Raw genomic sequence first — 23,164 nt, 5'->3', positions numbered from 1 at the left:
TTTCCTTAAAAATTCATTAACTTTTCCTGTTCATTATTCAGTCACTTACTCTTCATTACCCGCTATTCATTTGCCCAACAATCCCCACCAGGCTATCACTGAGGAGTGTAATAACGTGATCATGACCTAAAAAGCGGAGTGAATTATGAGCAAAATTGGCATCAATGGATTCGGGCGTATTGGACGCCTGGTACTGCGTCGTCTGCTGGAAACCAACAGCAGCGCGGAAGTTGTCGCAATTAACGATCTCACCTCACCCAAAGTGCTGGCCTACTTATTGAAGCATGATTCTAACTACGGCCCATTCGGCTGGAGTGTGGATTTCACCGAAGATTCGCTGATCGTCAACGGTAAAAGCATCACTGTCTATGCCGAGAAAGAGGCGAAACATATCCCGTGGCGCAGCGCCGGTGCCGAGATCATCGTTGAATGTACTGGCTTCTATACCTCGGCTGAAAAATCACAGGCGCATCTGGAAGCCGGTGCGAAAAAAGTGCTCATCTCCGCGCCTGCCGGTGAGATGAAAACCGTGGTCTTTAACGTCAATGATGAAACCATTAATGCTGAAGACACCATTATTTCGGTCGCCTCCTGCACCACCAACTGCCTCGCGCCGATGGCCAAAGCGCTACAGGACAATTTCGGCATCAAAGCCGGGACCATGACCACCATTCACGCCTATACCGGCACGCAGGCGCTGGTCGATGGGCCGCGCGGTAAAGATCTACGGGCCTCGCGCGCAGCAGCGGAAAACATCATCCCGCACACCACCGGTGCGGCAAAAGCGATCGGCCTGGTGATCCCGGCGCTAAGCGGCAAACTGAAAGGCCACGCGCAGCGCGTTCCGGTGAAAACCGGTTCGGTAACCGAACTGGTATCGGTTCTGGAGAAGAAAGTCACCGTCGATGAGATCCACCAGGCGCTGAAAAAAGCCACTGAAAATAATGAATCCTTCGGCTATACCGATGAAGAGATTGTTTCGTCCGATGTTATTGGCAGCCACTTTGGCTCAGTGTTCGATGCCACGCAGACAGAAATCACCGAAGTCGGCGATCTGCAACTGGTGAAAACCGTCTCCTGGTACGATAACGAGTACGGTTTTGTCACCCAACTCGTGCGCGTCCTGGAAAAATACCGCGCACTTTAACGTTCACATAAGCCGGATGACGCAACGTTTATTCGGCCTGCGCTGATTGCAGGCCGAATAAGCACAAGCGTTATCAGGCGAGGCGAGACATGAGAAATATCAGCCCGGAAGATTTATTGACATTGATGAAGGTCGCAGTGCAACACGCCAGTACGTTTCCCGTCTGGCCGCAGGGAGAAGCGCCAGGCGCCGCCGCCAGCCCGGTGCGTTTTCAACTCGAAACGTTTCACACCGGCCCAACGCCCTTTGACCGCTCAGTCACCGGCGTTCGCGCCCCGGAAATCACCGTTTACGCCCCGCAAAACCCCAACGGCGTTGGGATCCTTATCACGCCTGGCGGTTCTTACCGTCGTGTGGTTCTGGATAAAGAAGGTAGCGCGCTGGCTCCCTGTTTCAATGCCAAAGGCTATACCCTGTTTGTGATGACCTACCGGCTTCCGGCAGATCAGCATGCAGAAGGCGCGGATGCGCCGCTGGCGGATATACAGCGCGCTATGCGCACGATCCGCGCCCGCGCCGGGGAATGGCGGCTGGATCCCGCAAAGCTCGGCGTGATGGGCTTTTCCGCTGGCGGTCATGTCGCCGCCAGCCTCGGCACGCGCTATGACGAAGTGGTTTATCCACCGTCTGACGATATCGACCGCCAGAGCGCGCGCCCGGCGTTTATGGCGCTGGTCTATCCGGTTATCACCATGCAAGCCGAAATCGATCATCCGATTTCTCGTCAGCAACTGCTTGGCGAGTCACCGACTGACGAACAGGTGCGTCATTATTCCCCCGAACAGAATGTTAACAGCGAAACACCGCCGGTTTTCCTGTTGCATGCGGTGGACGATCCGGCGGTGAAAGTGGAAAACAGCCTGGTGATGTTTACCGCGCTGCGCCGTCTTGGCGTACCGGTAGAGATGCATCTGTTTGAGCAGGGAAAACACGGTTTTGGTATTCGTGATGCGCTGGGGTTGCCAGCCGCCGTCTGGCCGGAGTTGATGATGGCATGGATAGCGACCAAAGTGTAAATGCGCCCCCGCGTCTGGCGGGGGCCATACATCATCAGGATTGCAGATACACCATCTGAGTTTGCAGATATTCGTTCAGGCCGTGACGCCCATCCGCCCCGCCGATCCCGGACTTGCGCCACCCGGCATGGAACCCCTGCATCGCTTCAAAGTTCTCCCGGTTAATATACGTTTCGCCGAATTTCAGCCCGCGCACGGCCTTCATCGCCGTATTCAGATCTTTGGTATAGACGGAAGATGTCAGACCGTAATCGCTGTCATTGGCCATTGCCAGCGCGTCATCGAGCGTGTCGAATGCCACCACCGGCAGCACCGGCCCAAAGGTCTCTTCGTGCATGATCGCCATTTCCTGGCGGACATCCAGCAGCAGCGTTGGCGGATAGAAATAGCCTTTCCCTTCCGGCGCTTTGCCGCCCAGCACCACGCGCGCGCCTTCTGCCACCGCACGTGCCACTTTCTGCTCCACACGCTCCCGTGCGGCAGCGTTGATGAGCGGCCCCATGGCAATGTCGTTACGCTGCGCCGGATCGCCAAACTGCACCGCTTTCATCGCTTCGCCAAGACGGTTAACGAAACGGTCGTAAATCCCCTTCTGCACATACACCCGCTCGGCGCAGTTACACACCTGCCCGGTGTTGATGATGCGGGAATCAACAATCGCTTTCACCGCCAGCTCAAGATCCGCATCGTCCAGCACAATGGCTGGCGCTTTCCCGCCAAGTTCGAGACACACTTTGGTGATATTTTTCGCCGCCGCCGCCATGATTTTCTCGCCAGCGCCAACACTGCCGGTCATGCTGACCATCGCTACTTTCGGGTTGGCTGCCAGCTCCTGGCCAACCGTTTCGCCGCGTCCTAATACCAGGTTAAAGACCCCTTTTGGCAATCCGACATCATGCACAATTTGGGCAAACGCGACGGCGTTGTTGGGCGTGAACTCGCTGGGTTTAATCACAATGGTGTTGCCGGTAATCAACGCTGGCGCCATTTTGCGGGCAATCAGGAAGAACGGAAAATTCCACGGCAAAATGCCGGTCGTCACGCCAAGGGCGCGCTTAAAGACAAAGATATTTTCATTGGGCCGGTCGCTTTGCAGGATCTCCCCTTCATAGCGGCGCGCCCATTCGGCCATATAGTCGATGTAGTCGGCGGTAAAGGAGACTTCCACCTCAGCCAGTTGCTGAATTTTGCCGCCCTCAGCCACAATTAATGCGCTGATTTCATGCGCTTTCTCGCGAATCCCTGCCGCGATTTTACGTAACCAGCCTGCGCGTTCTATTGCTGGCAAGGCTTCCCAGGCAGGCTGGGCGCGTTCCGCCGCCGCAATCGCTTTACGCGCATCTTCCGCTGTGCCATCAGGAATGCGCGCCAGAATCTCTTCCGTCGCCGGGTTGACGACATCAAGCCAGTTGTCGCCCTGCCAGCTGATGAATTGACCATCGATAAACATCGGGTGTTGCACGGGTGCCGTCATGACTTGCTCCTGTAATAGCATTGTTTTTAACAAGTGAACTTATTGTTAAAAATCTATCCCCGCGCAGGGCATTGCTCAGGCGCTGCATTGGCTTTTGTGAGTGAACTCATAAAAAATGGCGCGAGATCGCAACAAATAAATGGCAAGCGTAGAGGAATAATGCCCGTTTGCCGCATCTTTAGCGCAAACGGGCATTATTCACAGTGAACGGCTGGCGAGCACGGCGGCAAGAGTCTCATCGGCAATCAACACCTGCCAGGCCGCTTCCACGGCGGGAGGAAAATCAACATGAACCAGGAAATCACGCCCTTTCGGCCCGTAACCCGTGGCATCATCGCGCAGGCGAGGAACTTCACCCATCATCAGTGACAGATAGCGATCCACGGGCCACAGCCCCTCCTGCTGCGGCTGGAAGGCCAGCCCGGCCGCCGTATTGCATAAGCGTGGCGTAAAGCCCGGCCAGCTTAACCAGTGCGGCGCGTCGGTACACTGCTGGCTGACGCGGGCAAACGTGGCGACGGTACGGCGCTGCATGGTCGGGTCCTGCACCACCATTGCCGTTTTCGGTTTTATCCCGTGCGAAAGCAGCAAATCAACGCTGAAACGCGCATTTTCGCCGCAGTTTCTTGATTTATCTTCAATCAACAGTTGCGACTCATCAAGATTCCAGAAGCGACGCCCGATATCCGCCATGATCGCCGCCTCGCTACGCCCGGTGGTACGCAGCACGTTATAGCGCGGATGACGCGCAATGGCGGTATAGAGGAAAGTGGTGGAATGCCCGACACCGCCGGTGAGCAACAGCGGCGTGTTCTGCGCCGCTGCCAGCGCGCATGCTGCATCGATAGTCGGCATCACTGCATTACCCGCGAGGATCACCACATCCGCACGCACCGGCGTGGGTTTACCGGCAAAATCATTTTGCGCCAGCCATTCACCCAGCATATTCGCCGCTGTCAGCGTGGCTTCCGGCAAGGCGGGAAATGTTGTTATCTGCATCAAAACCTCCTTTGCTACACCCGTCAGAGACTAACGCCTCTGGTGGTACTGAACAGGGGATCACTCCGAATCATCACCGGTTGCACGCGGTAGCGCCAGTAGCGTTTAATTATTTCCTCTGCGCAACGGCCGCTACTCTGCTGTTCAGTGATTTTTTCAGCAAGGTTGAGCCGGTGAAGGGGTAATTCTCTCATACCGCCTTTTTAAGGAAAATGCCCCAATACCAGCGAACGCAGCATTATGACGGGAACCCATTCGTCAATAATCAAATGACTTGTTTGACTTTTTCCTGGTAATAACGCACCGCGGCTTCAATCTGTTTTCTGCGAAAGCAATCAATGGAATTGCTATAGTTTATCTGTTTTCCTGACGAAATTTTCTTTACATTAAAATCTGCATGATGTTGAAGAAGCGTTTTACCATCACTGAGCAATTCACTCTTCTTCTCAGGAAGCATCAACTTCAATCTTGTCGAAGATTGAGCATGTTTATAATAATTCACATTTAATATCTGCTCCGTTTCTTTAACATCCAAAGAATAACATGTATCCTTGTTAAGATACTTTGCATTCTCAATATTAAATATGTGTTGAGCTATTAAAGCAGGATCTTTTATGGCTCTTCTTGCAAAATGCAGACTGAAAAATTTGCAACCCAGCCCACTTTTCTGCACATCAGTATGAAGGTTCAACGCTGATAATCGCCCACTATTTTCAAATTCTTTAAACAATTCCTCTGTAAAATCGCTGCCCCAACCCATCCCAGCACTCAGTGAATCAATAGTAATCGCTGATATATTATTAAACTCATCTTTAAAGATGTCGATGTAAATAGCATGACCATCATCATAAAAAATAAATTGTTTTCTTCCGGTTGTACAAGATCTAATTTTATTAAAAATATCCGCACCCTTAATTTCGTAACGCAGAGCACTTCCACTTATGTTATTGACAACATTAACAACCAAAGGGAATATTTTTTTCTCCAGCTCCTTTAAGATACCTAAAAAACTAGAATCCGGAACTTTCGTTTGATTAAAAAGTATATTATTACTTGTGGCTAAGTATGATTTCAACGCATAGGCTCTTTCGGTTCCCGAATGGCAAAGATCTGGCATTGATTCAGCATCCGGTAGCATTAAATCAGTGCGAGCCTCATATTTACTGTAGGCATATTTAATGCGTTGGAATTCACCGCCTCGTATTTTTCTTTGCAACGAAGTCGATGGCTTCGTTAGGTCAACTTTAGCGGAATTATAAAGCGGCATATATCCAGACTCCTTGTAAAATGAACGAAGATGCTCCTTGCGGCAACAACACAGTAAGCTCTGCTATTAACCTCAAGTAATTTCAGTGTGTCACCCTGGAAACTTTCTGGGCTTCGAATTTAGGCGCGGAATACTGTATTCTGGTTTACGTAAATTGTATTCCATTACCTCATTAATTAATATTATTCTTCCATATATCTCAGCAGAGATAGAGAACCTGATTAATTTAAATAGCACGCACATCAGATTATTCTAACATGATATAAAATGTCTCAAGGAGAGAGGCCTGGAACCTGCTGCCAGCGCCCGATTGCATACGCACTTTTCCATATGACAAGGCAGGGTATCGTCATTTGTGACAGCGTCACCTATGGTCGGTTATTTTTATCACTTAAGCAGATCGCCGTGCGAAGGTAATCTATATTTTTCTTATACACTTGCATCAGCTTTATTTGCACCGGTAATATCATTAGCCCCCTAATCATTCAGTGGATGAAATGATTTTCAGGGATAACTGCGAACTTCGCTGCCTTCAGCACCGCTCTCCGACTACAACAAAACGCAGGGAAGCCTGCAAAGCGAGGTTAAAATGCGTTTGCCGAAAAGCGATCCTTATACTCCGCGCGAATGGGCCGCTCACGAAAAGCCCATGTTGCTGGGCTCTCCCTCAACGCCTTACCACAGTACGCCGCGCCGTATAGCCTACGGTATTGTTGGCTTGCTGGTCTGCCTGACCGGCGCGCTCGGCAATGCCATGGTGACAGCCAACCTGCAAAACCTTCAGGGCACGTTTGCAGCCTGGTCAACGGAAATCGCCTGGCTGCCTGCGGTGTATGTGATGACCAATATCTCTATCAACCTGCTGTTGGTAAAGTTTCGCCAGCAGTACGGGCTACGCGCCTTCACGGAAGGGTTTCTGGTGCTGTATGTGCTGGTGACCTTTTTTCACCTGTTTATTAACGATCTCAGTTCGGCGATGTTTGTGCGCGCCGCGCACGGCATGGTTGCCGCCGCGCTCAGTTCGCTCGGCATTTACTACCAGATCCAGGCGTGGCCGGCGAAGCATCGTCTGAAAGCGTTAACCATTGGTATTACAGGATCTTCACTGGCGATCCCGATGGCCCGCCTCTTCTCCAGCGAACTGCTGCAACTCAATGAGTGGCGCGGCCTTTACCTGTTTGAACTGGGGCTGGCGCTTATCTCCCTGGGCTGCGTGATCGCCCTGAAATTGCCGCCGGGAGATCGTAAAAAAGTGTTCGAAAAGAAGGATTTCATCACCTTCTTTTTGCTGGCGCCGGGCATGGCGCTGCTGTGCGCGGTGTTATCGCTCGGTCGTCTTGACTGGTGGTTCGAAGCGCCGTGGATCGGCTGGGCGCTGGCGGCTGCGGTAGTGCTGATCGTTTCCGCCATTACGCTTGAGCATAATCGCAGTAACCCGTTGCTCAATACTCGTTGGCTCTCCAGCGGCAGCATCGTGCGTTTGGGGCTGATTATGTTGTTGATCCGCATCGTGCTGGCGGAGCAGAACACCGGTGTTTTCGGCTGGCTGCAATATGTCGGACTGCAAAATGAGCAGATGACAAAACTGGCATGGTCGATCCTGGCGGGGATTGTCTGCGGCATTGTCGCCAGTTGCCTGACTATCAAGCCTCAGCGGCTGGTGTGGCCGATTGTCATCTCGCTGGTGTTAATGATTATCGCCTCGCTGATGGACAGCCACTCCACCAGCCTTACGCGGCCTAACCAGCTCATCATCAGCCAGTTTTTACTTGGTTTTGCCAGCGCCTTTTTTATTGCGCCAGCGATGCTCGCAGGCATTGGCGGCGTGATAGCGGAGCCGCGTAACCTGGTCAGCTTTTCGGTGCTGTTCGGCATGAGCCAGAATATTGGCGGCCTGCTGGGTTCGGCAATCCTCGGTACGTTCCAGACATGGCGCGAGAAATACCACTCCAGCCTGCTCGCCGACCAACTCACTACCCTTAATCCGCTGGTGAATGAGCGATTGCAGCTCTACAGCCAGATGTACCAGAGCATGCTCGGCGACAGTTCGCTGCTGAGCACCCAGGCCGTGACGCAACTGCAAACGGTCTCCACGCTGGAAGCCAACATTCTGGCCTACAACGATACCTATCTGCTGACGGCCAGTATCGCCGCCGCCACGCTTATCTGGATTTTATGGCGTTTGTTGCGCCTGAATATTACCGCACGCCTCGCCTTAAAGCGGGCGACTGGGACCAAATAATAATGTTACTGGAGTGTTTATGAGCCAGCAGGATGCCGCTAAAGAGCGCGCCAGCACCCGCAATAATGTTCGCATCGTTTCCCTCTTTACCGCCGCCGCCATTGGCCTCGTCGGTGTGCTGGTGATCCTCTACGCGTGGCAATTGCCGCCGTTCACCCGCCATACCGAATTTACCGACAACGCCTATGTGCGCGGGCAAACCACCTTTATCAGCCCGCAGGTCAACGGGTATATCACCGAGGTGCCGGTGCAGGATTTTGTCTGGGTGAAGAAAGGCGATCTGATTATGCAGATCGACGATCGCATTTATCGCCAGCGGGTGGATCAGGCCAAAGCAACGCTGGCGATGAAAAAAGCCGCGCTGGCCAATAATCTTCAGCAGCGTAAAAGCGCAGAAGCGGTGATTGAACGCAACAAAGCGGCGCTGGCCAGCGCCAAAGCGCAGGATCTGAAATCGCAGGCGGATTTAAAACGCGTCAAAGCGTTGACCGCTGACGGTTCGCTGTCGATTCGCGAGCGTGATGCCGCCCTTGCGACGGCGGCGCAAAACACCGCCAGTATCGCGCAGGCTGAAGCGACGCTGGAGATGTCGCGCCAGGATCTGCAAACCACAATCGTCAATCGCGCTTCGCTGCAAGCGGATGTGGAAAACGCCGAGGCCGCGCTGGAACTGGCGCAAATCGACCTGCAAAACACCCGCATTGTTGCCCCGCGCGACGGGCAACTGGGTCAGATCAGCGTGCGGCTTGGCGCGTATGTCACTGCCGGTACGCACCTCACCTCGCTGGTTCCGTCGCAGCGCTGGGTGATCGCTAATCTCAAAGAGACGCAACTGGCCGATGTCGTCGTCGGCCAGCCGGTACGTTTTACGGTGGATGCACTGGATGGTCGCAGTTATCACGGCCGTGTCGAGAGCCTCTCTCCGGCAACGGGCGTTGAGTTCAGCGCCATCAGCCCGGATAACGCTACCGGTAATTTCGTTAAAATCGCCCAGCGTATTCCGGTGCGCATTCAGGTTGAGGGTAACGATGATGACATTGCCCGCCTGCGTCCGGGGATGTCGGTACAGGTGTACATTGATACCAGGGAGACGCAAAAATGAGGCGTCCCCCGCTCTTTCTTGCCCTCGCCTTTACGCTGGTGGGCTGCCAGTCTGCTGATGTACAACAGGCCCAACCGACACTGCAAATCCCTGCCGCCTGGCGCAGCGCCAGCGGCCCGATCGGTAAAACGGATAGCGTCTGGTGGCGCAGTTTTCATGACAGCCAGCTTAACCGCTATGTTGATCAGGCGCTGCGCTATAACAGCGACGTGCTGATTGCCCGCGAACGGGTCAATGAGTACCAGGCACAGGTTTATGCCGCTAACAGCGCGCTGTTCCCGGAGCTTGATGCCGGGCTTTCCGGCACGCGCGCACGTTCGCAATCGGCAGCGACCGGTTTACCGATTCACAGCACTCTCTATAAAGGCAGCCTGACGGCCAGCTACGATGTCGATATCTGGGGCGCGAACCGCAGCGCCGCGCGTGCGGCGGATGCCTCGCTGGAGGCGCAAAAAGCGGCGGCCGCTGCCGCTGATTTGACCGTCGCCACCAATGTGGCTTCCGGTTATCTCACCCTGTTGTCGCTGGATGAACAATTACGCGTCACGCAAGAAACACTCAAAGCCCGGCAAGAAGCGTGGAATCTTGCCCGTCGCCAGTACGAGACTGGCTATACTTCTCAACTGGAGTTGATGCAGGCGGATTCCGAACTGCGCGCCACCCGTGCGCAGGTACCGGTGTTACAGCACCAGATAAACCAGCAGGAAAATGCCCTGAGTCTGTTGCTCGGCAGCAACCCTGGCGCGGTCAGCCGCAACACTTTTGCGCAACTGACGCCGCTGAAACTGCCATCGCAATTACCCTCTTCGCTGTTAAACCGCCGTCCGGATATTGTGCAGGCACAGCGCCAGCTCGTCGCCGCCGATGCCTCGCTGGCCTCAAAGCAGGCGCAACTGCCGCCGTCGCTCAATCTGACGGCGACCGGCAGTATGCAGGACAGAACCCTGCCGGGTCTGCTCGATAATCCATTACGTTTGTGGAGCCTTGGCGGCAGTATTCTCGCCCCGTTGCTTAACCGCCAGGCGCTGAACGCGCAGGTGGATATCTCTATGTCGCAGCGGAATCAGGCGCTGTACAGCTATGAAAAAACCGTGCGTAACGCCTTTAAAGAGGTCAATGATAGTCTGGACGCCATCACCCGCCTTGGCGAGCAACTGGCCGAACTTGAGGGGCAGCAGCAGGTCGCGCAGGAGACGCTACGCATTGCGCAAAACCGTTACAACAATGGGTATTCCGCCTATCTGGATGTGCTGGATGCCCAGCGCACCTTGTACTCTGCGCAACTCAGTGCGGTGCAGGTGAAAAACAACCTGCTGCTGGCGCAGATAGATCTCTACCGGGCACTGGGAGGTGGCTGGTCCGGAATTGAGTGATTTTTGATAACCAGGAGTGATGTTATGCAGCAAAAGTGGTCCGCAGTTGATGAATACTTAGTGCAAAAACTGATCCCGCAAGATGAGGTATTAGAGCAGGTGCTGGCAAATAACCAGCGCGCCGGGCTTCCGGCAATTGATGTCTCGCCGATGCAGGGACAATTACTGGCGCTGTTAGTCCGCATGGTACGGGCAAGGCGAATTCTGGAAATCGGTACGCTTGGTGGCTACAGCACGCTGTGGATGGCGCGCGAACTGCCGGTAAACGGCGAACTGTTAACCCTGGAGGCTGAACCGCTGCATGCGGCGATTGCCCGCGAAAATCTGCATTTTGCCGGCGTGGCGAATCTGGTGACCGTCGCTGAAGGCCCGGCATTACAGACGCTGGAAAGTCTCGGCGAGCGTCCGCCGTTCGATCTGATCTTTATTGATGCTGATAAGCCCAATAACCCCAGCTACCTGAAATGGGCGCTGCACTATTCTCGTCCCGGTACGTTGATTATTGGCGATAACGTGGTGCGCAACGGGGAAGTGACCAATCCAACCACCACCGACGCCAGCGTGCAGGGCGTGCGTAAATTTATTGATATGTTGGGCAATGATCCGCGCCTGACGGTGACGGCCATGCAGACCGTCGGCATGAAGGGTTGGGACGGCTTTACGCTGGCGTGGGTAAACGCCATCTAAAAATGCCGGATGGCGGCTAACGCCTCAGGCCTACAAAAGCAAACCGTAGGCCTGATAAGCGCAGCGCCATCAGGCTATTTCCGAATGCACTCAGGCGCTGATTTGTTCCATCGCCTGCAAAATGCGCTTATCGGAGATGGGATACGGTGTTCCGAGCTGCTGGGCGAAATAGCTGACGCGCAGCTCTTCTATCATCCAGCGGATCTCTTTCACATCATCATCATCGCGGCGAGCGGGCGGCAGCTTATTCAGCCACTGCTGCCACGCCTGCTGCGTCTGCTCCACTTTCAGCATCTGCGCGCGGTCACGATGCGGATCGACCGCCAGTTTCTCCAGCCGTTTTTCGATCGCCTGTAGATAGCGCAGCGTATCGCCCAGACGGCGGAAACCGTTGCCGGTCACAAAACCGCGATAAACCAGCCCGCCCATCTGCGCTTTGATATCCGACAGCCCCAGCGCCATGGTCATATCGACGCGCCCTTTCAGACGCTTGTTGATATTGAACACCGCAGTGAGGATCTGCTCGACCTGTTTGGCGATCTCAACCACCGTTTCGTTCAGTTCGGCGCGCACTTTTTCATGCAGCGCGGCAAAACCCTCTTCCGTCCATACCGGGCCGCCCGCTTCATCGATCAGCTTATCGACGCCGCAGGAGATACAGTCATCAATCAGATCCAGCACTTTGCCGTACGGGTTAAAGTAGAGGCCCAGCTTGGCCTTATTCGGCAATTTTTCATGCAAGTATTTGATGGGCGACGGGATATTGAGCAGCAGCAGACGGCGGATTCCGCGCCACATTGCCTGTTGTTGCTCCTGCGGATTATCGAACAGCTTGATCGCGACACTGTCACGTTCATCCACTAACGCCGGCCAGGCTTTCACCTTATAGTTGCCGCGCTTCTGCTCGTAGCTTTCCGCCAGCGTGCCGAAACTCCAGATATGCAGCCCGCTCTGCTCGATGCCGTCATCGGCCACCGCCGACAGCGTTTCCTGCACTTTACCTTTCAGGCTCTCTTTCAGTTCCGCCAGCGAGCGCCCTTCCAGCAGCTTCTTGTTTTTGTCATCCACCACGCGGAAGCTGATTTTCAGGTGATCGGGCACCTGATCCCAGTGCCAGTCATCGCGGTCAACGGTCACGCCGGTCATACGGCGTAATTCGCGCTCCAGCGCATCCAGCAGCGGCAGCTCCAGCGGCGTCACGCGACCAAGAAAGGCTTCGGCATAATTCGGCGCCGGAACAAAATTGCGCCGCGTCGGTTTTGGCAGTGATTTGATCAGCGCAATCACCAGCTCGCGGCGCAGGCCGGGGATCTGCCATTCAAAACCGCTCTCGTCTACCTGGTTCAGCAACGGCAGCGGGATATGTACCGTCACGCCGTCCGCATCCGCGCCAGGCTCGAACTGATAGCTCAGCCGCAGCTTAAGGTTGCCCTGATGCCAGAAGTTCGGATAGTCGAGTTTGCTGACATTCTCCGCGCCCTCTTTAATCAGCATGCTCTTTTCAAAGTTGAGCAAATCCGGCGTTTCGCGGCTGGCCTTTTTCCACCAGCTATCAAAGTGACGGGCCGAAATCACCTCATGGCTGATGCGCTGGTCGTAAAACTCAAACAGCGTCTCGTCATCCACCAGAATGTCGCGGCGGCGGGATTTATGTTCCAGCTCTTCCACTTCAGCACGCAGTTTCAGGTTTTCGCGGAAAAAGGCGTGACGGGTTTGCCAGTCGCCTTCCACCAGCGCATGACGAATAAACAACTCACGGCACAGCGCCGGATCGATCTGGCTGTAGTTCACCTTGCGCGCGGCGACAATCGGCAGCCCGTAAACGGTGACTTTTTCTGTCGCCATCACCGCGCCCTGCGCCCGCTCCCAGTGCGGCTCGCTATACGAACGTTTGATCAGATGCTGCGCAACCGGCTCCACCCACTCCGGATCGATGCGGGCAGCAATGCGCCCCCACAAACGGCTGGTTTCCACCAGCTCCGCAACCATGGTCCATTTTGGCGGCTTTTTAAATAAACCCGAACCGGGGAAGATGGCGAAACGGGCATTGCGCGCGCCGGTATACTCCTGCTTTTCCGCATCTTTCATGCCGATATGCGACAATAGCCCGGTCAGCAGCGCGATATGAATTTCGCGGTACTCTGCCGGTTCGCTGTTCACCGGAATGCCTAACTCTTTCACCACCTGGCGCAGTTGGGTGTAGATATCCTGCCATTCGCGCACACGCAAATAGTTGAGATAATCCACCCGGCACTGACGGCGGAACTGATTCGACGACAGCGCTTTTTGCTGCTCACCGAGGTAGTTCCACAGGTTTACAAAGGCAAGGAAATCAGATTCTTTGTCGTGGAAGCGCTGATGTTTTTCATCCGACGCTTGTTTTTTGTCCAGCGGACGTTCGCGCGGATCCTGAATCGACAGCGCCGACGTGATGATCATCGCTTCACGCACGCAGCCATGTTTCTGCGCTTCCAGCACCATCCGCGCCAGACGCGGATCCACCGGCAGTTGTGAAAGCTGACGGCCCAGCGGCGTTAGTTTATAGGCGGTTTGCTGCTCGTCGGTCGTAATGGCCCCAAGCTCTTCCAGCAGACGCACACCATCCTGGATATTGCGTTTATCCGGCGCTTCAACAAACGGGAATGCGGCAATATCGCCCAGCCCCAGCGCTGTCATTTGCAGAATGACCGACGCCAGGTTGGTACGCAGAATCTCCGGATCGGTAAATTCCGGGCGCGACAGGAAATCATCTTCCGAATAGAGACGAATACAGATCCCTTCCGAAACGCGTCCGCAGCGGCCTTTGCGCTGGTTAGCAGAAGCCTGCGAGACTGGCTCGATCGGCAAACGCTGCACTTTGGTGCGATAGCTGTAGCGGCTGATACGCGCCGTACCTGGATCGATCACGTATTTGATGCCCGGCACGGTCAACGAGGTTTCTGCCACGTTGGTCGCCAGCACGATGCGCCGCCCGCTGTGCGGCTGGAAAACGCGGTTCTGTTCGCTGTTCGACAAACGCGCATACAGCGGCAGGATCTCGGTATGGCGCAGATCGCGTTTGCTCAGCGCATCGGCGGTATCGCGAATTTCACGCTCGCCGCTCATAAAGATCAGAATATCGCCCGCGCTTTCACGGCCGAGCTCATCAACCGCATCAAAAATCGCCTGTAACTGATCGCGTTCCGTGTCATCCGCTTCTTCAACAATTGGACGATAGCGCACCTCCACGGGATAAGTACGACCGGAAACTTCAATGATTGGCGCATTGTTGAAATGGCGCGAAAAGCGTTCCGGATCGATCGTCGCAGAAGTGATGATGATTTTCAGATCCGGGCGCTTCGGCAGCAGCTCGCGCAGGTAACCGAGCAGGAAATCGATGTTCAGGCTGCGTTCGTGCGCTTCATCGATGATGATGGTGTCGTACTGCATCAGCAGACGATCCTGCTGGATTTCCGCCAGCAGGATACCGTCGGTCATCAGTTTGACCATCGTGTTATCACTGACGTGATCGCTAAAACGGACTTTGTAACCGATGCAGCCGCCCGGTTCCGTTTTCAACTCTTCAGCAATACGGTTCGCCACGGTGCGCGCCGCCAGACGACGCGGCTGCGTGTGGCCAATCAGGCCTTTCACGCCGCGCCCCAGCTCCATGCAAATTTTCGGTAGCTGGGTCGTTTTACCGGAACCGGTCTCACCGGCGACGATGACCACCTGGTTATCGCGCACCGCTTCAAGAATGGCCTGTTTCTTCTGGCTGACCGGCAGGTTGTCCGGATAATCAATTTGCGGACGTGCCGCTTCGCGCAGCGTGACTTTTCCCGCCGCGTCGGCAATCTCCTGCGCCAGTTGCCGCAGCAGTGCCTGTTGAGATTCAGGATTTTTAACTTTCTTGCTGCCGTGAAGGCGGCGAGAGAAGCGTTGTCTGTCGCGCAACATCAGGGTGTCGAGACGCGGCAATAGATCGGAAATTGTTAAGGTATGTTGTTCTGTCATAACGTTATTGGGCAGAGCACTGCCGGGAAACTGCGTAAGTTCTTAATGGACGTAGAATATCACATCGTGGCACGGCTTGCCTTGTTCAAGAAATTCGAACATAGGATTCGATATATTGCGCTATTCATCGCAGAATTTTGTGCATACAGTGTCACGAATTACGGGGCGACCCCATATCAATACAAAAAGGAACCACCCATGAGTAAAGTGTTAGTTCTTAAATCCAGTATTTTGGCAGGGTACTCACAGTCTGGCCAGTTGGCTGACTATTTCGTTGAACAGTGGAGCGCGAAACACGCCGGCGATCAAATCACCGTTCGCGATCTGGCTGCAAACCCGATTCCGGTGCTGGATGGCGAGCTGGTTGGCGCGCTGCGTCCGAGCGATGCTCCGCTGACACCGCGCCAGCAGGAAGCGCTGAAACTCTCCGATGAGCTGATCGCTGAATTGCAGGCTCATGATGTGATCGTGATTAATGCCCCGATGTACAACTTCAACATCCCGACACAGCTGAAAAACTACTTCGACCTCGTCGCTCGCGCTGGCGTGACCTTCCGTTACACCGAAGCGGGCCCGGAAGGCCTGGTGAAAGGCAAACGCGCGGTGATCCTCTCCAGCCGTGGCGGCATTCACAAAGACACCCCGTCTGACCTGGTAGCGCCATACCTGAAGCTGTTCCTCGGCTTTATCGGCATTACCGATGTGAACTTTGTGTTCGCTGAAGGCATCGCTTACGGCCCGGAAGTCGCTACCAAAGCGCAGACCGACGCCAAAGCGGCGATCGACAGCCTGGTCGCTGCATAAGATATTCCCCCTCTCACCATCCGGTGGGAGGGTTTCTCCCCGCTCTACTCTGCCGTATAGCGCTTTGTCGCTGCCAGGATCGTTTGCAGTAATTCATCAAACTGTTCCATCTGCCCGGGGAAAATAGTGTGAAACAGCGGCTGTAGCGCCTGCTGGATCTCGTCATACATCGCCACGCCTTGATCGGTGATTTTGATGGCGTATTTGCGCCGGTCACTGGTATTGACCGCCCGCACCAGCAATTTCTGTTTCATAAGCTGTTTGATCAGCTCGCCGACGCTGGGCTCCTTCAGCCCCATGCGCAGCGCGATCTCCCGTTGCGTCACAATCTGCGGTTCGTTACGAATACAGACGAGAAGCATCCAGCCATTAAAACCGATGTGGTTGTCTTTAATTTTTTGATCAATCAGCAGACGCAAATTATGCGACGCCAGGTACAACAGGTGTACACGCGATAAAAGCCCGGCATTGTCCATAAGGGATCCTGAAAAAAGCAGAACTGAGGAGTGGTGCCGGGTGCCTCCCGGTAAGCTACGTTTGATCCCGTAGCCTGCGCAGCAATGTTCTTCACGATCAAAAGCGCCCCGCCGCATAGGGGGATTCACCACGTTAATCTGGGCTGTACGCTAAGCAGATGGACAAGCCTATACTGGGCTAATTATAATGAAAATAGGCATTTCCTTATGAACTCTATAAATATTCATTATGTTTAACCCACAGCTTTTACGTTCATTTAGCGCCCTGATTGAGGCCGGATCGTTTACCCGTGCAGCCGATAAGCTTGGCATTACCCAGGCGGCGGTCAGCCAGCATATTCGCCAACTGGAACAACAAACCGGCCCGCTGATTTTGCGTGGCAAAAGAACGCTGGAGCTGACGCCGCAAGGCAATGCGTTACGCGACTATTGCCAGGAGCTGGAACAGGCGGATAAGCGTTTGCAAAATCGTCTGGAAGATAAAGATAAAGCAGGCGGCGAAATCAGTGTGATATGCCCGAGCAGCATCGGGTTGCGCATCTACCCACTACTGCTCAATTTGCAGCAGCAACGGCCTGAGCTGACCATTCGCCTGCGCGTGTCGCCCAATCACTCGGTGATCGCGGAAGTGCTGGCCGGCCGCTACGAGTTAGGGCTGGTCACGCAGCAACCGGATGACACGCGTCTGACAGCGCACAAATTCACCGAAGAACCGCTTGAACTGGTGCTTCCCGCTGGCTGTACCGCCAATAGCTGGCAGGATCTGCAAGCGCTGGGTTTTATCAGCCATCCGGATGGACATGCGATGGCGACGCGGCTGCTCAGCCGCCGTTTCCCCGGCAATCCGGGCATGCAAAGCATACGGGTGAGTGGTTTTATTAACCATATTGGTTTGATACCGGAACCCGTTTCACGCAGGCTAGGCTTTACTGTATTACCGCGCTATGCGCGGCTGGCCTTTCCGCGCCAGGCGCTGTTGCAGGTTGACAACCATCCGGTCAATGTTGTCGATACGCTGTGGCTGACTCACCGCGCGGAGTGGCCGATAACACAGCGGGCGGAACAGGCGCTGGCGTGGTTACGCCAGCACCTCAGTGATGATATCAATGCACCGCTGACGATTTCTTCAGCCATTTACCGTTAATGCCCTGCACATATTCACCGGGCCGGGCGCGATCTACCAGTTTCTGACCCGCCATCTTCGCCACATCGTCAACGGGAATGTTGTTGCTATCGGCCAGTTGCTGGTAGCTTTCGGCACGCGCTTTGTTAATGCGCTCCACCAGCGCCAGCGTCTCTTTATCGTGGCTGACGGGTGCAATGTAACCGGTTAAGGTTTCCCCCACCCGCCCTTGTGAACGGGCTTCGTCCAGCGTCAATGCTTGCGCGGTTGTGCTGGCGAGGCTCAGCGCCAGCAATGCCATCAGCAGTCGTTTTTTCATCATGATGGCCTCAGAACAGATCGCTGCGTGATTTCAGCAGAGTTTCGACATCTTTATCCACTTTGATGTGGATTTCATGCTCGATCTTCACATTCATATTGATGGTGATCGGCTCTTTCGGTGCCGCCACCTCGATGCGTGGCGTACAACCAGCCAGCAAGGTGGTTATTGCCAGCACCGGCACGGCTATCGGGGTTTTCATTGTTTTTCCTCACACTTTTCGCCCTTCGCACAGCGCACCTGGGGAAGCGCGGCATGTTGCTCAAGCCATGACTGCAAATTGTCGCCAAAACGTAAACTGCGCCATAAGGTAAAGACGTTTTCCTCATGGGTATAGTTCAAATTCACGGTGCTGCTCTTGCCTTCAACATAGCTGGTGCCGCGAATGGCAGCCTGCATTTTTAACACGCCAAGATTATCCAGATCTATCTTTGTCCAGGAACGGGAAATTTCCATATAGCGCAACCAGTTGATCGCCGCGCCCGCCGCCATGTTGTCCTTCACTACCGCATCTGCGGTATCTTTGTCGATACGCAGCGTCATCGGGCCCGGGTTGTGCAGCCAGCCGTCCTTAATTATCCATTGCGGATTATCCAGCCATAGCGGCAGCGCGCCGTCAAAAGGCCCGGAAAGCGCAAATTGCTTCGGGTTCACCGCGCTGATCAGCTCGCTGGAGGAAATATGGTTGATGCGCACCAGCGCCGGATCGTGCTGCGGCATGCGTAGCTGCTGCATAGTGACTTTGCCGCCGAGCACATCAACGCTGACATCGCTCAGAATGAGCGGGTTTTCTTCGCTCCACGGCCAGGCCCCCTGCAAATCAGCAGTGATATTTTTGGCGGTCACCTGGTTAACAATTTCGCCAATGCGCAGCGATACCGGCCTGCGGGTACCCAGTTGCCAGGCGGCATTGCGATAGCGGAACGGCAGCACAAAATCGACACCGCTGATTTCATTATCCGGCGTCCAGACGCTGCCGCTTTTCAGCACGCCGTGCCCACCGGCTTCAAAACCTTGCCCGGCCGCCGCAGAAAACGCCACCTGAGCGTAGAGCGAGCCATTAAGCAGCTTCATCTTCCAGTCTGGTGGGATCAACGGCTGGAAAACGCTGAGCGACTGACGCGGCCACCAGGCCTGCCCGCGCAATCGTTCGCCGTCCCAGCGGCCATTCACCTGCACAGGGCCAATCGCATCAGCACTCAGGGCCCCTTTAAACTGAAAATCGGTGGGATTGGTGCCATCGACGCTGAATTTGAGTTGCGAGGCGGGCAAATGGCTGCCGCCGCTAAAAGTCGTTTGCCCGGCATCCAGCGTCAGCGCGCCGCTGAACTGAGGCTTCTCCTCATCCCGCACCCATTTCACCGGGGCATCCAGCACCAAACGGGGCGCGCTAATTTGCATGGTGCCGTACTGAAGTTGATCAAAACCGGTTGAAAGATCGGTCAGCGTGATGGTGTTGTCCTGCCACTCACCGCGACCGGCAACGTCCCAGCGCGCATTCATCGGCGTAAAATGACCATCACCCCAGTAACGCCAGCGCCACTCGCCATTATCCGGCAAAAAATCCTGCGCCTGCCCGTCGAGATGCAGACGAAAATCGCCCATCACATTCTCGTGCGCGCGAAGAATCGCCTGCAAACGGCCGTCGATGCCCTGCCGGGTCAGTTTTACGCCCGCCAGCGGCCAGCGTACCTCATCAATATTCAGTGAATCGATCACCCGCCCGCGCGAACGCAGCAGCGCGCCGGGCGTAAACGCCAGTTGCGGGTCATCAAAACTGCCGCTCAGTTGCGCCGGTAATACGGCGTAAAACACCAGATCGCCCTGCTTCGCTTCTCCGGTCAGTTGCAGCGGCATGGCGCTGTCGGTCATGCTTAGCCGCCCCGGACCTATCGTCAGCACGGCATTGCCTTTACCGGCTTCACCCTGCGTCAGCACGTTCAGCCGACCACTTATCTGCGCCTTATCCAGCCCCTGCTGCCAGTTGTCGATCTTCAACCCGACGCGCCCACTCAGCGGAAAACCGGCATACGGCCAGTTCCAGCGGCCATCGCTGATGGCGAGCTGCTCGCCGGTCACCTGCCAGGGTAAGTCGAGCAGCGGATCGCTGCTGTCGCGCGACATAACAATCGTCTGCCCTTCATTTTCGCGCCACTCCATATCAACATCCACCAGGCCAGGTTGCTGTGGCAGAGTGAGCGTACTTTGCATATGGCCATTAACGGGCCATCCATCCGGAACAGCGGGCAGAGTAAATTCGCCACCGAGCGTGAATGGCGGCTGGTTATCAAACAGATGTAGCGCGAGTCGGTTAACGTTCAGCGCCTGCCCGTGCAGACGGGCTTCAAGCTGCACGCGCTCACCGTTGTAACTCAATTGCTGAATGTCAGGGGTCAACGCCAGCGACAATTTGCCGCTCCATGATTGCCACGGCGAAACGGTTAACCGATCCACCGTAAGCCAGGTGTAAGGCAGCATCGCTTGCCATTCGCTCAGCGTTCGCGGCGCGGTTGATGGCGTGTTGTTTGCCGGCAGCTTATTAAGACAGGCGCTATTGATCGTCAACGCGCCCGCATGTAACTGCCAGCGGCTGGGGCGGGTAAGCTCAGCATTCTGCAGCCACGCCAGTTGGCAATCGTCAACCCAGTAGCGCAGATCGGGAATGTTCAGGGAATGGCGGGTAAAGCGCGGGCGCTCTTCCAGTGCGATGCGCGTACCGGCCGGTAGCCAGATCCCGGCAAGGGTCGGCACCCATTGCGCCAGCGTCATCAGTAACGTTAGCGGCAGCAGTACAAATAATAAAACCAGAGCGATGGCGGCTTTGTATTTACCCTTCATGGGCAGCTAATATCCTGATTTATCGTGTGATTAAGCCAGTTATGCCGGATATTGTGACATGTTTAACCGCCCTGTTAAAAGCGTGAGCCGCTTTAATCATAGTCTGGCTGTTGCATTTTCAGTAACAGAGGACGATATTGCTGCGAAATTATTACGCGATAGGTTTAAGGAATGTTCACAAAAGGTTCTCTGATCCGCGGTTGGTTTGCGGGCGCCACCATTTTCACCTGTTTTACGTTTGGTGATTATCTCAGTGCAAATGTGTTTCACGACTCGAAAATCCCCTGGATTATCAGCGTGCTGCTGGCTTTTATCATTAACTGGAGCGCTAACAGCACGCTCAAGCAGCTGCGCTAATACTGTCGGCACTGCAGCAGTTATACTGAAAGCAGACACATTCATCAGGCCTATGATTATCAATAAAATTTGAAGGTTTACATAATAATTTTAAACAGTGATAATGTAGGCAGGAAACCGTTGGAGAAAGCCTTATGAAACTCGCGATATATAGCACAAAGCAATACGATAAAAAGTATTTGCAGCAGGTAAACGAGCATTATGGCTACGATCTTGAATTTTTCGACTTTTTGTTAACGGAAAAGACCGCCAAAACCGCCAACGGCTGTGAAGGTGTCTGTATTTTCGTCAATGATGACGGTAGCCGCCCGGTACTGGAAGAGTTGAAAAAACTGGGCGTGAAATTTATCGCGCTGCGCTGTGCCGGGTTCAACAACGTCGATCTTGATGCAGCCAAAGAGCTTGGGCTGCAGGTGGTGCGCGTGCCAGCTTACTCACCGGAAGCGGTGGCGGAACATGCGATTGGCATGATGATGACGCTCAACCGTCGTATTCACCGAGCTTATCAGCGTACCCGTGACGCTAACTTCTCGCTCGAAGGTCTGACCGGCTTTACGATGTATGGCAAAACGGCTGGCGTGATTGGTACCGGCAAAATCGGCGTTGCGGCACTGCGTATCCTGAAGGGGTTCGGTATGCGCCTGCTGGCGTTTGATCCCTATCCGAGTGCGGCGGCGCTGGAACTGGGCGTTGAGTATGTGGATCTTGATACGCTGTTTTCCCAGGCCGATGTTATCTCCCTGCACTGCCCGCTGACGCCGGAAAACTTCCATTTATTGAACCGAAGTGCGTTTGAACGCATGAAAGACGGCGTGATGATCATCAACACCAGCCGCGGCGGTCTGATCGATTCGCAGGCGGCGATTGATGCGCTGAAGACGCAGAAAATTGGCGCGCTTGGCATGGACGTGTATGAAAACGAACGCGATCTGTTCTTTGAAGACAAATCCAACGATGTGATTCAGGACGATGTGTTCCGTCGCCTGTCGGCATGCCATAACGTGCTGTTCACCGGCCACCAGGCGTTTCTGACCGCCGAGGCGTTGACCAGTATTTCTGAGACCACGCTGGAAAACCTGCGCCAGTTACGTGACGGTGAAAGTTGCCCGAACGCGCTGTTCTAAGCGGTCTGTGCGGTTCCCCGGCCTGGGGAGCCGTTTTAAGATTAAAGCCCAGTGACACCCGGGCGAACCCTGTTAAAATCCCCGCCCTGAATGGAAAATTCTTAGAGGAAGAGATGAAAAAAATTATCCCTTTAATTGCGTTGAGCGTTGCCCTTTCCGCCTGTGTCAGTTCCCGTACTGATACCCTTAAACCGGAGCAACTGGCTAACCAGCGCTTTGTACTGACTACCTTTAACGGCAAAGCAGTGACGGCTTCTGACCAGAGCCCGGCGCCGGAAATCCGTTTTGACAAGGATCTGCGCGTCTCTGGCAAAATGTGCAACGGCTTTATGGGCCAGGGAAAACTCTCTGACGGCGCATTAACCGTGAAGCACATGGGCATGACCATGATGATGTGCGTAGATCCGCAGCGTAACGAGCTGGATCATACTATCCAGGCCATGCTGAATAATGGCGCGCAGATCGATTTGACCGGCGACCAGTTAACGCTGGCAACCGCATCGCAGACGTTGATTTATACCCGCGCGAATAACGTTCAGTAATTACCGCAGCTTCCGGTGGCAAGCGACTGTTCGCTACAGCGTTTGCCATTCGGCAATGCACACATTCCCACCATCGAACCGTCAAGCTGACGCGCGACAGATAATGATCCGCCAATCATTGCGCAATTTGCCTGACCGCTGTTAGACATCGCGGCCTTTATACCTGGCACAACGTGAGCAGCCGTAGCCTGCTGCACAGGTTCACTACTGCATGCCGACAGCAATAAAACGGCGCACCCCACCCAAAACGCTGAACGCATCTCTTCTCTCCCTTTATTAAA

General features: G+C 54.6%; 20 protein-coding genes. 11 read left to right on the top strand and 9 right to left on the bottom strand.

Going from position 1 to position 23,164, the window contains the following annotated elements; all coding sequences use genetic code 11:
• Positions 1–145 precede the first annotated feature (145 nt).
• Both gap and AWR26_RS12350 read left to right on the top strand, forming a co-directional pair.
• On the top strand, positions 146–1,147 hold the full coding sequence (gap, locus tag AWR26_RS12355; RefSeq protein ID WP_007372003.1) for a type I glyceraldehyde-3-phosphate dehydrogenase: 1,002 nt from the start codon (positions 146–148) through the stop codon (positions 1,145–1,147).
• Between the two features lie 89 nt (positions 1,148–1,236).
• Positions 1,237–2,163 (top strand): alpha/beta hydrolase, encoded by a 927-nt coding sequence (locus AWR26_RS12350; protein WP_064566159.1) that lies wholly within the window; start codon positions 1,237–1,239, stop codon positions 2,161–2,163.
• Positions 2,164–2,197: 34 nt separating this feature from the next.
• Here AWR26_RS12350 and aldA read toward each other — a convergent pair whose 3' ends face one another.
• The 3 genes from aldA to AWR26_RS12335 form a co-directional block, all read right to left on the bottom strand.
• Positions 2,198–3,637 carry an aldehyde dehydrogenase gene (aldA, locus tag AWR26_RS12345; protein ID WP_064566157.1) on the bottom strand — a complete coding sequence of 480 codons (1,440 nt, stop codon included), beginning with the start codon at positions 3,635–3,637 and terminating at the stop codon, positions 2,198–2,200.
• A 198-nt stretch (positions 3,638–3,835) separates the two neighbouring features.
• Positions 3,836–4,636 carry a YdcF family protein gene (locus tag AWR26_RS12340; RefSeq protein WP_064566155.1) on the bottom strand — a complete coding sequence of 267 codons (801 nt, stop codon included), beginning with the start codon at positions 4,634–4,636 and terminating at the stop codon, positions 3,836–3,838.
• Positions 4,637–4,901: 265 nt separating this feature from the next.
• Positions 4,902–5,903, bottom strand: a complete 1,002-nt coding sequence (locus tag AWR26_RS12335; RefSeq protein ID WP_064566153.1) for a YopJ family acetyltransferase — start codon at positions 5,901–5,903, stop codon at positions 4,902–4,904.
• 589 nt (positions 5,904–6,492) lie between these two features.
• Here AWR26_RS12335 and AWR26_RS12330 point away from each other — a divergent pair.
• The 4 genes from AWR26_RS12330 to AWR26_RS12315 are packed head-to-tail and all read left to right on the top strand — an operon-like array spanning position 6,493 to position 11,307.
• Positions 6,493–8,145 (top strand): MFS transporter, encoded by a 1,653-nt coding sequence (locus AWR26_RS12330; RefSeq protein ID WP_064566151.1) that lies wholly within the window; start codon positions 6,493–6,495, stop codon positions 8,143–8,145.
• 19 nt (positions 8,146–8,164) lie between these two features.
• On the top strand, positions 8,165–9,247 hold the full coding sequence (locus AWR26_RS12325) for an HlyD family secretion protein (RefSeq protein ID WP_064566149.1): 1,083 nt from the start codon (positions 8,165–8,167) through the stop codon (positions 9,245–9,247).
• Positions 9,244–10,620 (top strand): efflux transporter outer membrane subunit, encoded by a 1,377-nt coding sequence (locus AWR26_RS12320; protein ID WP_064566147.1) that lies wholly within the window; start codon positions 9,244–9,246, stop codon positions 10,618–10,620. The genes AWR26_RS12325 and AWR26_RS12320 overlap by 4 nt, the downstream gene beginning before the upstream one ends.
• Before the next feature lie 24 nt (positions 10,621–10,644).
• On the top strand, positions 10,645–11,307 hold the full coding sequence (locus AWR26_RS12315; protein WP_064566145.1) for an O-methyltransferase: 663 nt from the start codon (positions 10,645–10,647) through the stop codon (positions 11,305–11,307).
• A 90-nt stretch (positions 11,308–11,397) separates the two neighbouring features.
• On the opposite strand, the gene hrpA is transcribed toward AWR26_RS12315, so the two are convergent.
• Complete coding sequence (gene hrpA, locus AWR26_RS12310) at positions 11,398–15,300, bottom strand: ATP-dependent RNA helicase HrpA (protein WP_064566143.1); 3,903 nt, start codon at positions 15,298–15,300, stop codon at positions 11,398–11,400.
• Between the two features lie 198 nt (positions 15,301–15,498).
• Here hrpA and azoR point away from each other — a divergent pair, with 198 nt between their 5' ends.
• Positions 15,499–16,104 carry an FMN-dependent NADH-azoreductase gene (azoR, locus tag AWR26_RS12305; protein WP_007371993.1) on the top strand — a complete coding sequence of 202 codons (606 nt, stop codon included), beginning with the start codon at positions 15,499–15,501 and terminating at the stop codon, positions 16,102–16,104.
• A gap of 44 nt (positions 16,105–16,148) precedes the next feature.
• On the opposite strand, the gene AWR26_RS12300 is transcribed toward azoR, so the two are convergent.
• Entirely contained in the window at positions 16,149–16,580 is a 432-nt protein-coding gene (locus AWR26_RS12300; RefSeq protein ID WP_064566141.1) for a MarR family winged helix-turn-helix transcriptional regulator, read from the bottom strand.
• A gap of 229 nt (positions 16,581–16,809) precedes the next feature.
• Here AWR26_RS12300 and AWR26_RS12295 point away from each other — a divergent pair, with 229 nt between their 5' ends.
• The gene (locus tag AWR26_RS12295; RefSeq protein WP_064566140.1) at positions 16,810–17,724 is read left to right on the top strand and encodes a LysR family transcriptional regulator; all 915 of its coding nucleotides are present in this window, start codon (positions 16,810–16,812) and stop codon (positions 17,722–17,724) included.
• Here AWR26_RS12295 and AWR26_RS12290 read toward each other — a convergent pair.
• The 3 genes from AWR26_RS12290 to AWR26_RS12280 are packed head-to-tail and all read right to left on the bottom strand — an operon-like array spanning position 17,684 to position 20,860.
• Positions 17,684–18,022 (bottom strand): YdbL family protein, encoded by a 339-nt coding sequence (locus AWR26_RS12290; protein ID WP_064566139.1) that lies wholly within the window; start codon positions 18,020–18,022, stop codon positions 17,684–17,686. The two genes, AWR26_RS12295 and AWR26_RS12290, sit on opposite strands and share 41 nt — an antisense overlap.
• 10 nt (positions 18,023–18,032) lie before the next feature.
• A complete protein-coding gene (locus AWR26_RS12285) occupies positions 18,033–18,224 on the bottom strand; it encodes a YnbE family lipoprotein (RefSeq protein ID WP_007371989.1) in 192 nt (63 codons plus the stop codon).
• Positions 18,221–20,860 carry a YdbH family protein gene (locus AWR26_RS12280; RefSeq protein WP_064566137.1) on the bottom strand — a complete coding sequence of 880 codons (2,640 nt, stop codon included), beginning with the start codon at positions 20,858–20,860 and terminating at the stop codon, positions 18,221–18,223. The genes AWR26_RS12285 and AWR26_RS12280 overlap by 4 nt, the downstream gene beginning before the upstream one ends.
• A gap of 171 nt (positions 20,861–21,031) precedes the next feature.
• Between AWR26_RS12280 and AWR26_RS12275 the strand changes: the two genes are divergently transcribed.
• From AWR26_RS12275 to hslJ, 3 genes are all read left to right on the top strand, one after another.
• Complete coding sequence (locus AWR26_RS12275; RefSeq protein WP_064566136.1) at positions 21,032–21,217, top strand: hypothetical protein; 186 nt, start codon at positions 21,032–21,034, stop codon at positions 21,215–21,217.
• Positions 21,218–21,351: 134 nt separating this feature from the next.
• The gene (locus tag AWR26_RS12270; protein WP_043953528.1) at positions 21,352–22,341 is read left to right on the top strand and encodes a 2-hydroxyacid dehydrogenase; all 990 of its coding nucleotides are present in this window, start codon (positions 21,352–21,354) and stop codon (positions 22,339–22,341) included.
• A gap of 113 nt (positions 22,342–22,454) precedes the next feature.
• Positions 22,455–22,883 (top strand): heat shock protein HslJ, encoded by a 429-nt coding sequence (gene hslJ, locus AWR26_RS12265; RefSeq protein WP_043953527.1) that lies wholly within the window; start codon positions 22,455–22,457, stop codon positions 22,881–22,883.
• Here the strand turns inward: hslJ and AWR26_RS12260 are convergent.
• Positions 22,877–23,143, bottom strand: coding sequence for a putative hemolysin (locus tag AWR26_RS12260; RefSeq protein ID WP_007371984.1), 267 nt, complete (start codon positions 23,141–23,143; stop codon positions 22,877–22,879). The genes hslJ and AWR26_RS12260 overlap by 7 nt on opposite strands.
• Positions 23,144–23,164 lie beyond the last annotated feature (21 nt).

The sequence above is a fragment of the Kosakonia oryzae genome (assembly GCF_001658025.2).
In the GTDB taxonomy this organism is placed as follows: domain Bacteria; phylum Pseudomonadota; class Gammaproteobacteria; order Enterobacterales; family Enterobacteriaceae; genus Kosakonia; species Kosakonia oryzae.
Note: the sequence above shows the minus strand (reverse complement) of the source record. Positions and strands in the feature narration are given on the sequence as shown.

Coding starts and splice junctions, on each gene's coding strand:
- AWR26_RS12275 (WP_064566136.1), top strand. CDS start 21,032: ATGTTCACAAAAGGTTCTCTGATCCGCGGTTGGTTTGCGGGCGCCACC.
- AWR26_RS12340 (WP_064566155.1), bottom strand. CDS start 4,636: ATGCAGATAACAACATTTCCCGCCTTGCCGGAAGCCACGCTGACAGCG.
- AWR26_RS12260 (WP_007371984.1), bottom strand. CDS start 23,143: ATGCGTTCAGCGTTTTGGGTGGGGTGCGCCGTTTTATTGCTGTCGGCA.
- AWR26_RS12330 (WP_064566151.1), top strand. CDS start 6,493: ATGCGTTTGCCGAAAAGCGATCCTTATACTCCGCGCGAATGGGCCGCT.
- AWR26_RS12315 (WP_064566145.1), top strand. CDS start 10,645: ATGCAGCAAAAGTGGTCCGCAGTTGATGAATACTTAGTGCAAAAACTG.
- azoR (WP_007371993.1), top strand. CDS start 15,499: ATGAGTAAAGTGTTAGTTCTTAAATCCAGTATTTTGGCAGGGTACTCA.
- gap (WP_007372003.1), top strand. CDS start 146: ATGAGCAAAATTGGCATCAATGGATTCGGGCGTATTGGACGCCTGGTA.
- AWR26_RS12290 (WP_064566139.1), bottom strand. CDS start 18,022: ATGAAAAAACGACTGCTGATGGCATTGCTGGCGCTGAGCCTCGCCAGC.
- AWR26_RS12285 (WP_007371989.1), bottom strand. CDS start 18,224: ATGAAAACCCCGATAGCCGTGCCGGTGCTGGCAATAACCACCTTGCTG.
- aldA (WP_064566157.1), bottom strand. CDS start 3,637: ATGACGGCACCCGTGCAACACCCGATGTTTATCGATGGTCAATTCATC.
- AWR26_RS12350 (WP_064566159.1), top strand. CDS start 1,237: ATGAGAAATATCAGCCCGGAAGATTTATTGACATTGATGAAGGTCGCA.
- hslJ (WP_043953527.1), top strand. CDS start 22,455: ATGAAAAAAATTATCCCTTTAATTGCGTTGAGCGTTGCCCTTTCCGCC.
- AWR26_RS12270 (WP_043953528.1), top strand. CDS start 21,352: ATGAAACTCGCGATATATAGCACAAAGCAATACGATAAAAAGTATTTG.
- AWR26_RS12300 (WP_064566141.1), bottom strand. CDS start 16,580: ATGGACAATGCCGGGCTTTTATCGCGTGTACACCTGTTGTACCTGGCG.
- AWR26_RS12335 (WP_064566153.1), bottom strand. CDS start 5,903: ATGCCGCTTTATAATTCCGCTAAAGTTGACCTAACGAAGCCATCGACT.
- hrpA (WP_064566143.1), bottom strand. CDS start 15,300: ATGACAGAACAACATACCTTAACAATTTCCGATCTATTGCCGCGTCTC.
- AWR26_RS12295 (WP_064566140.1), top strand. CDS start 16,810: ATGTTTAACCCACAGCTTTTACGTTCATTTAGCGCCCTGATTGAGGCC.
- AWR26_RS12280 (WP_064566137.1), bottom strand. CDS start 20,860: ATGAAGGGTAAATACAAAGCCGCCATCGCTCTGGTTTTATTATTTGTA.
- AWR26_RS12320 (WP_064566147.1), top strand. CDS start 9,244: ATGAGGCGTCCCCCGCTCTTTCTTGCCCTCGCCTTTACGCTGGTGGGC.
- AWR26_RS12325 (WP_064566149.1), top strand. CDS start 8,165: ATGAGCCAGCAGGATGCCGCTAAAGAGCGCGCCAGCACCCGCAATAAT.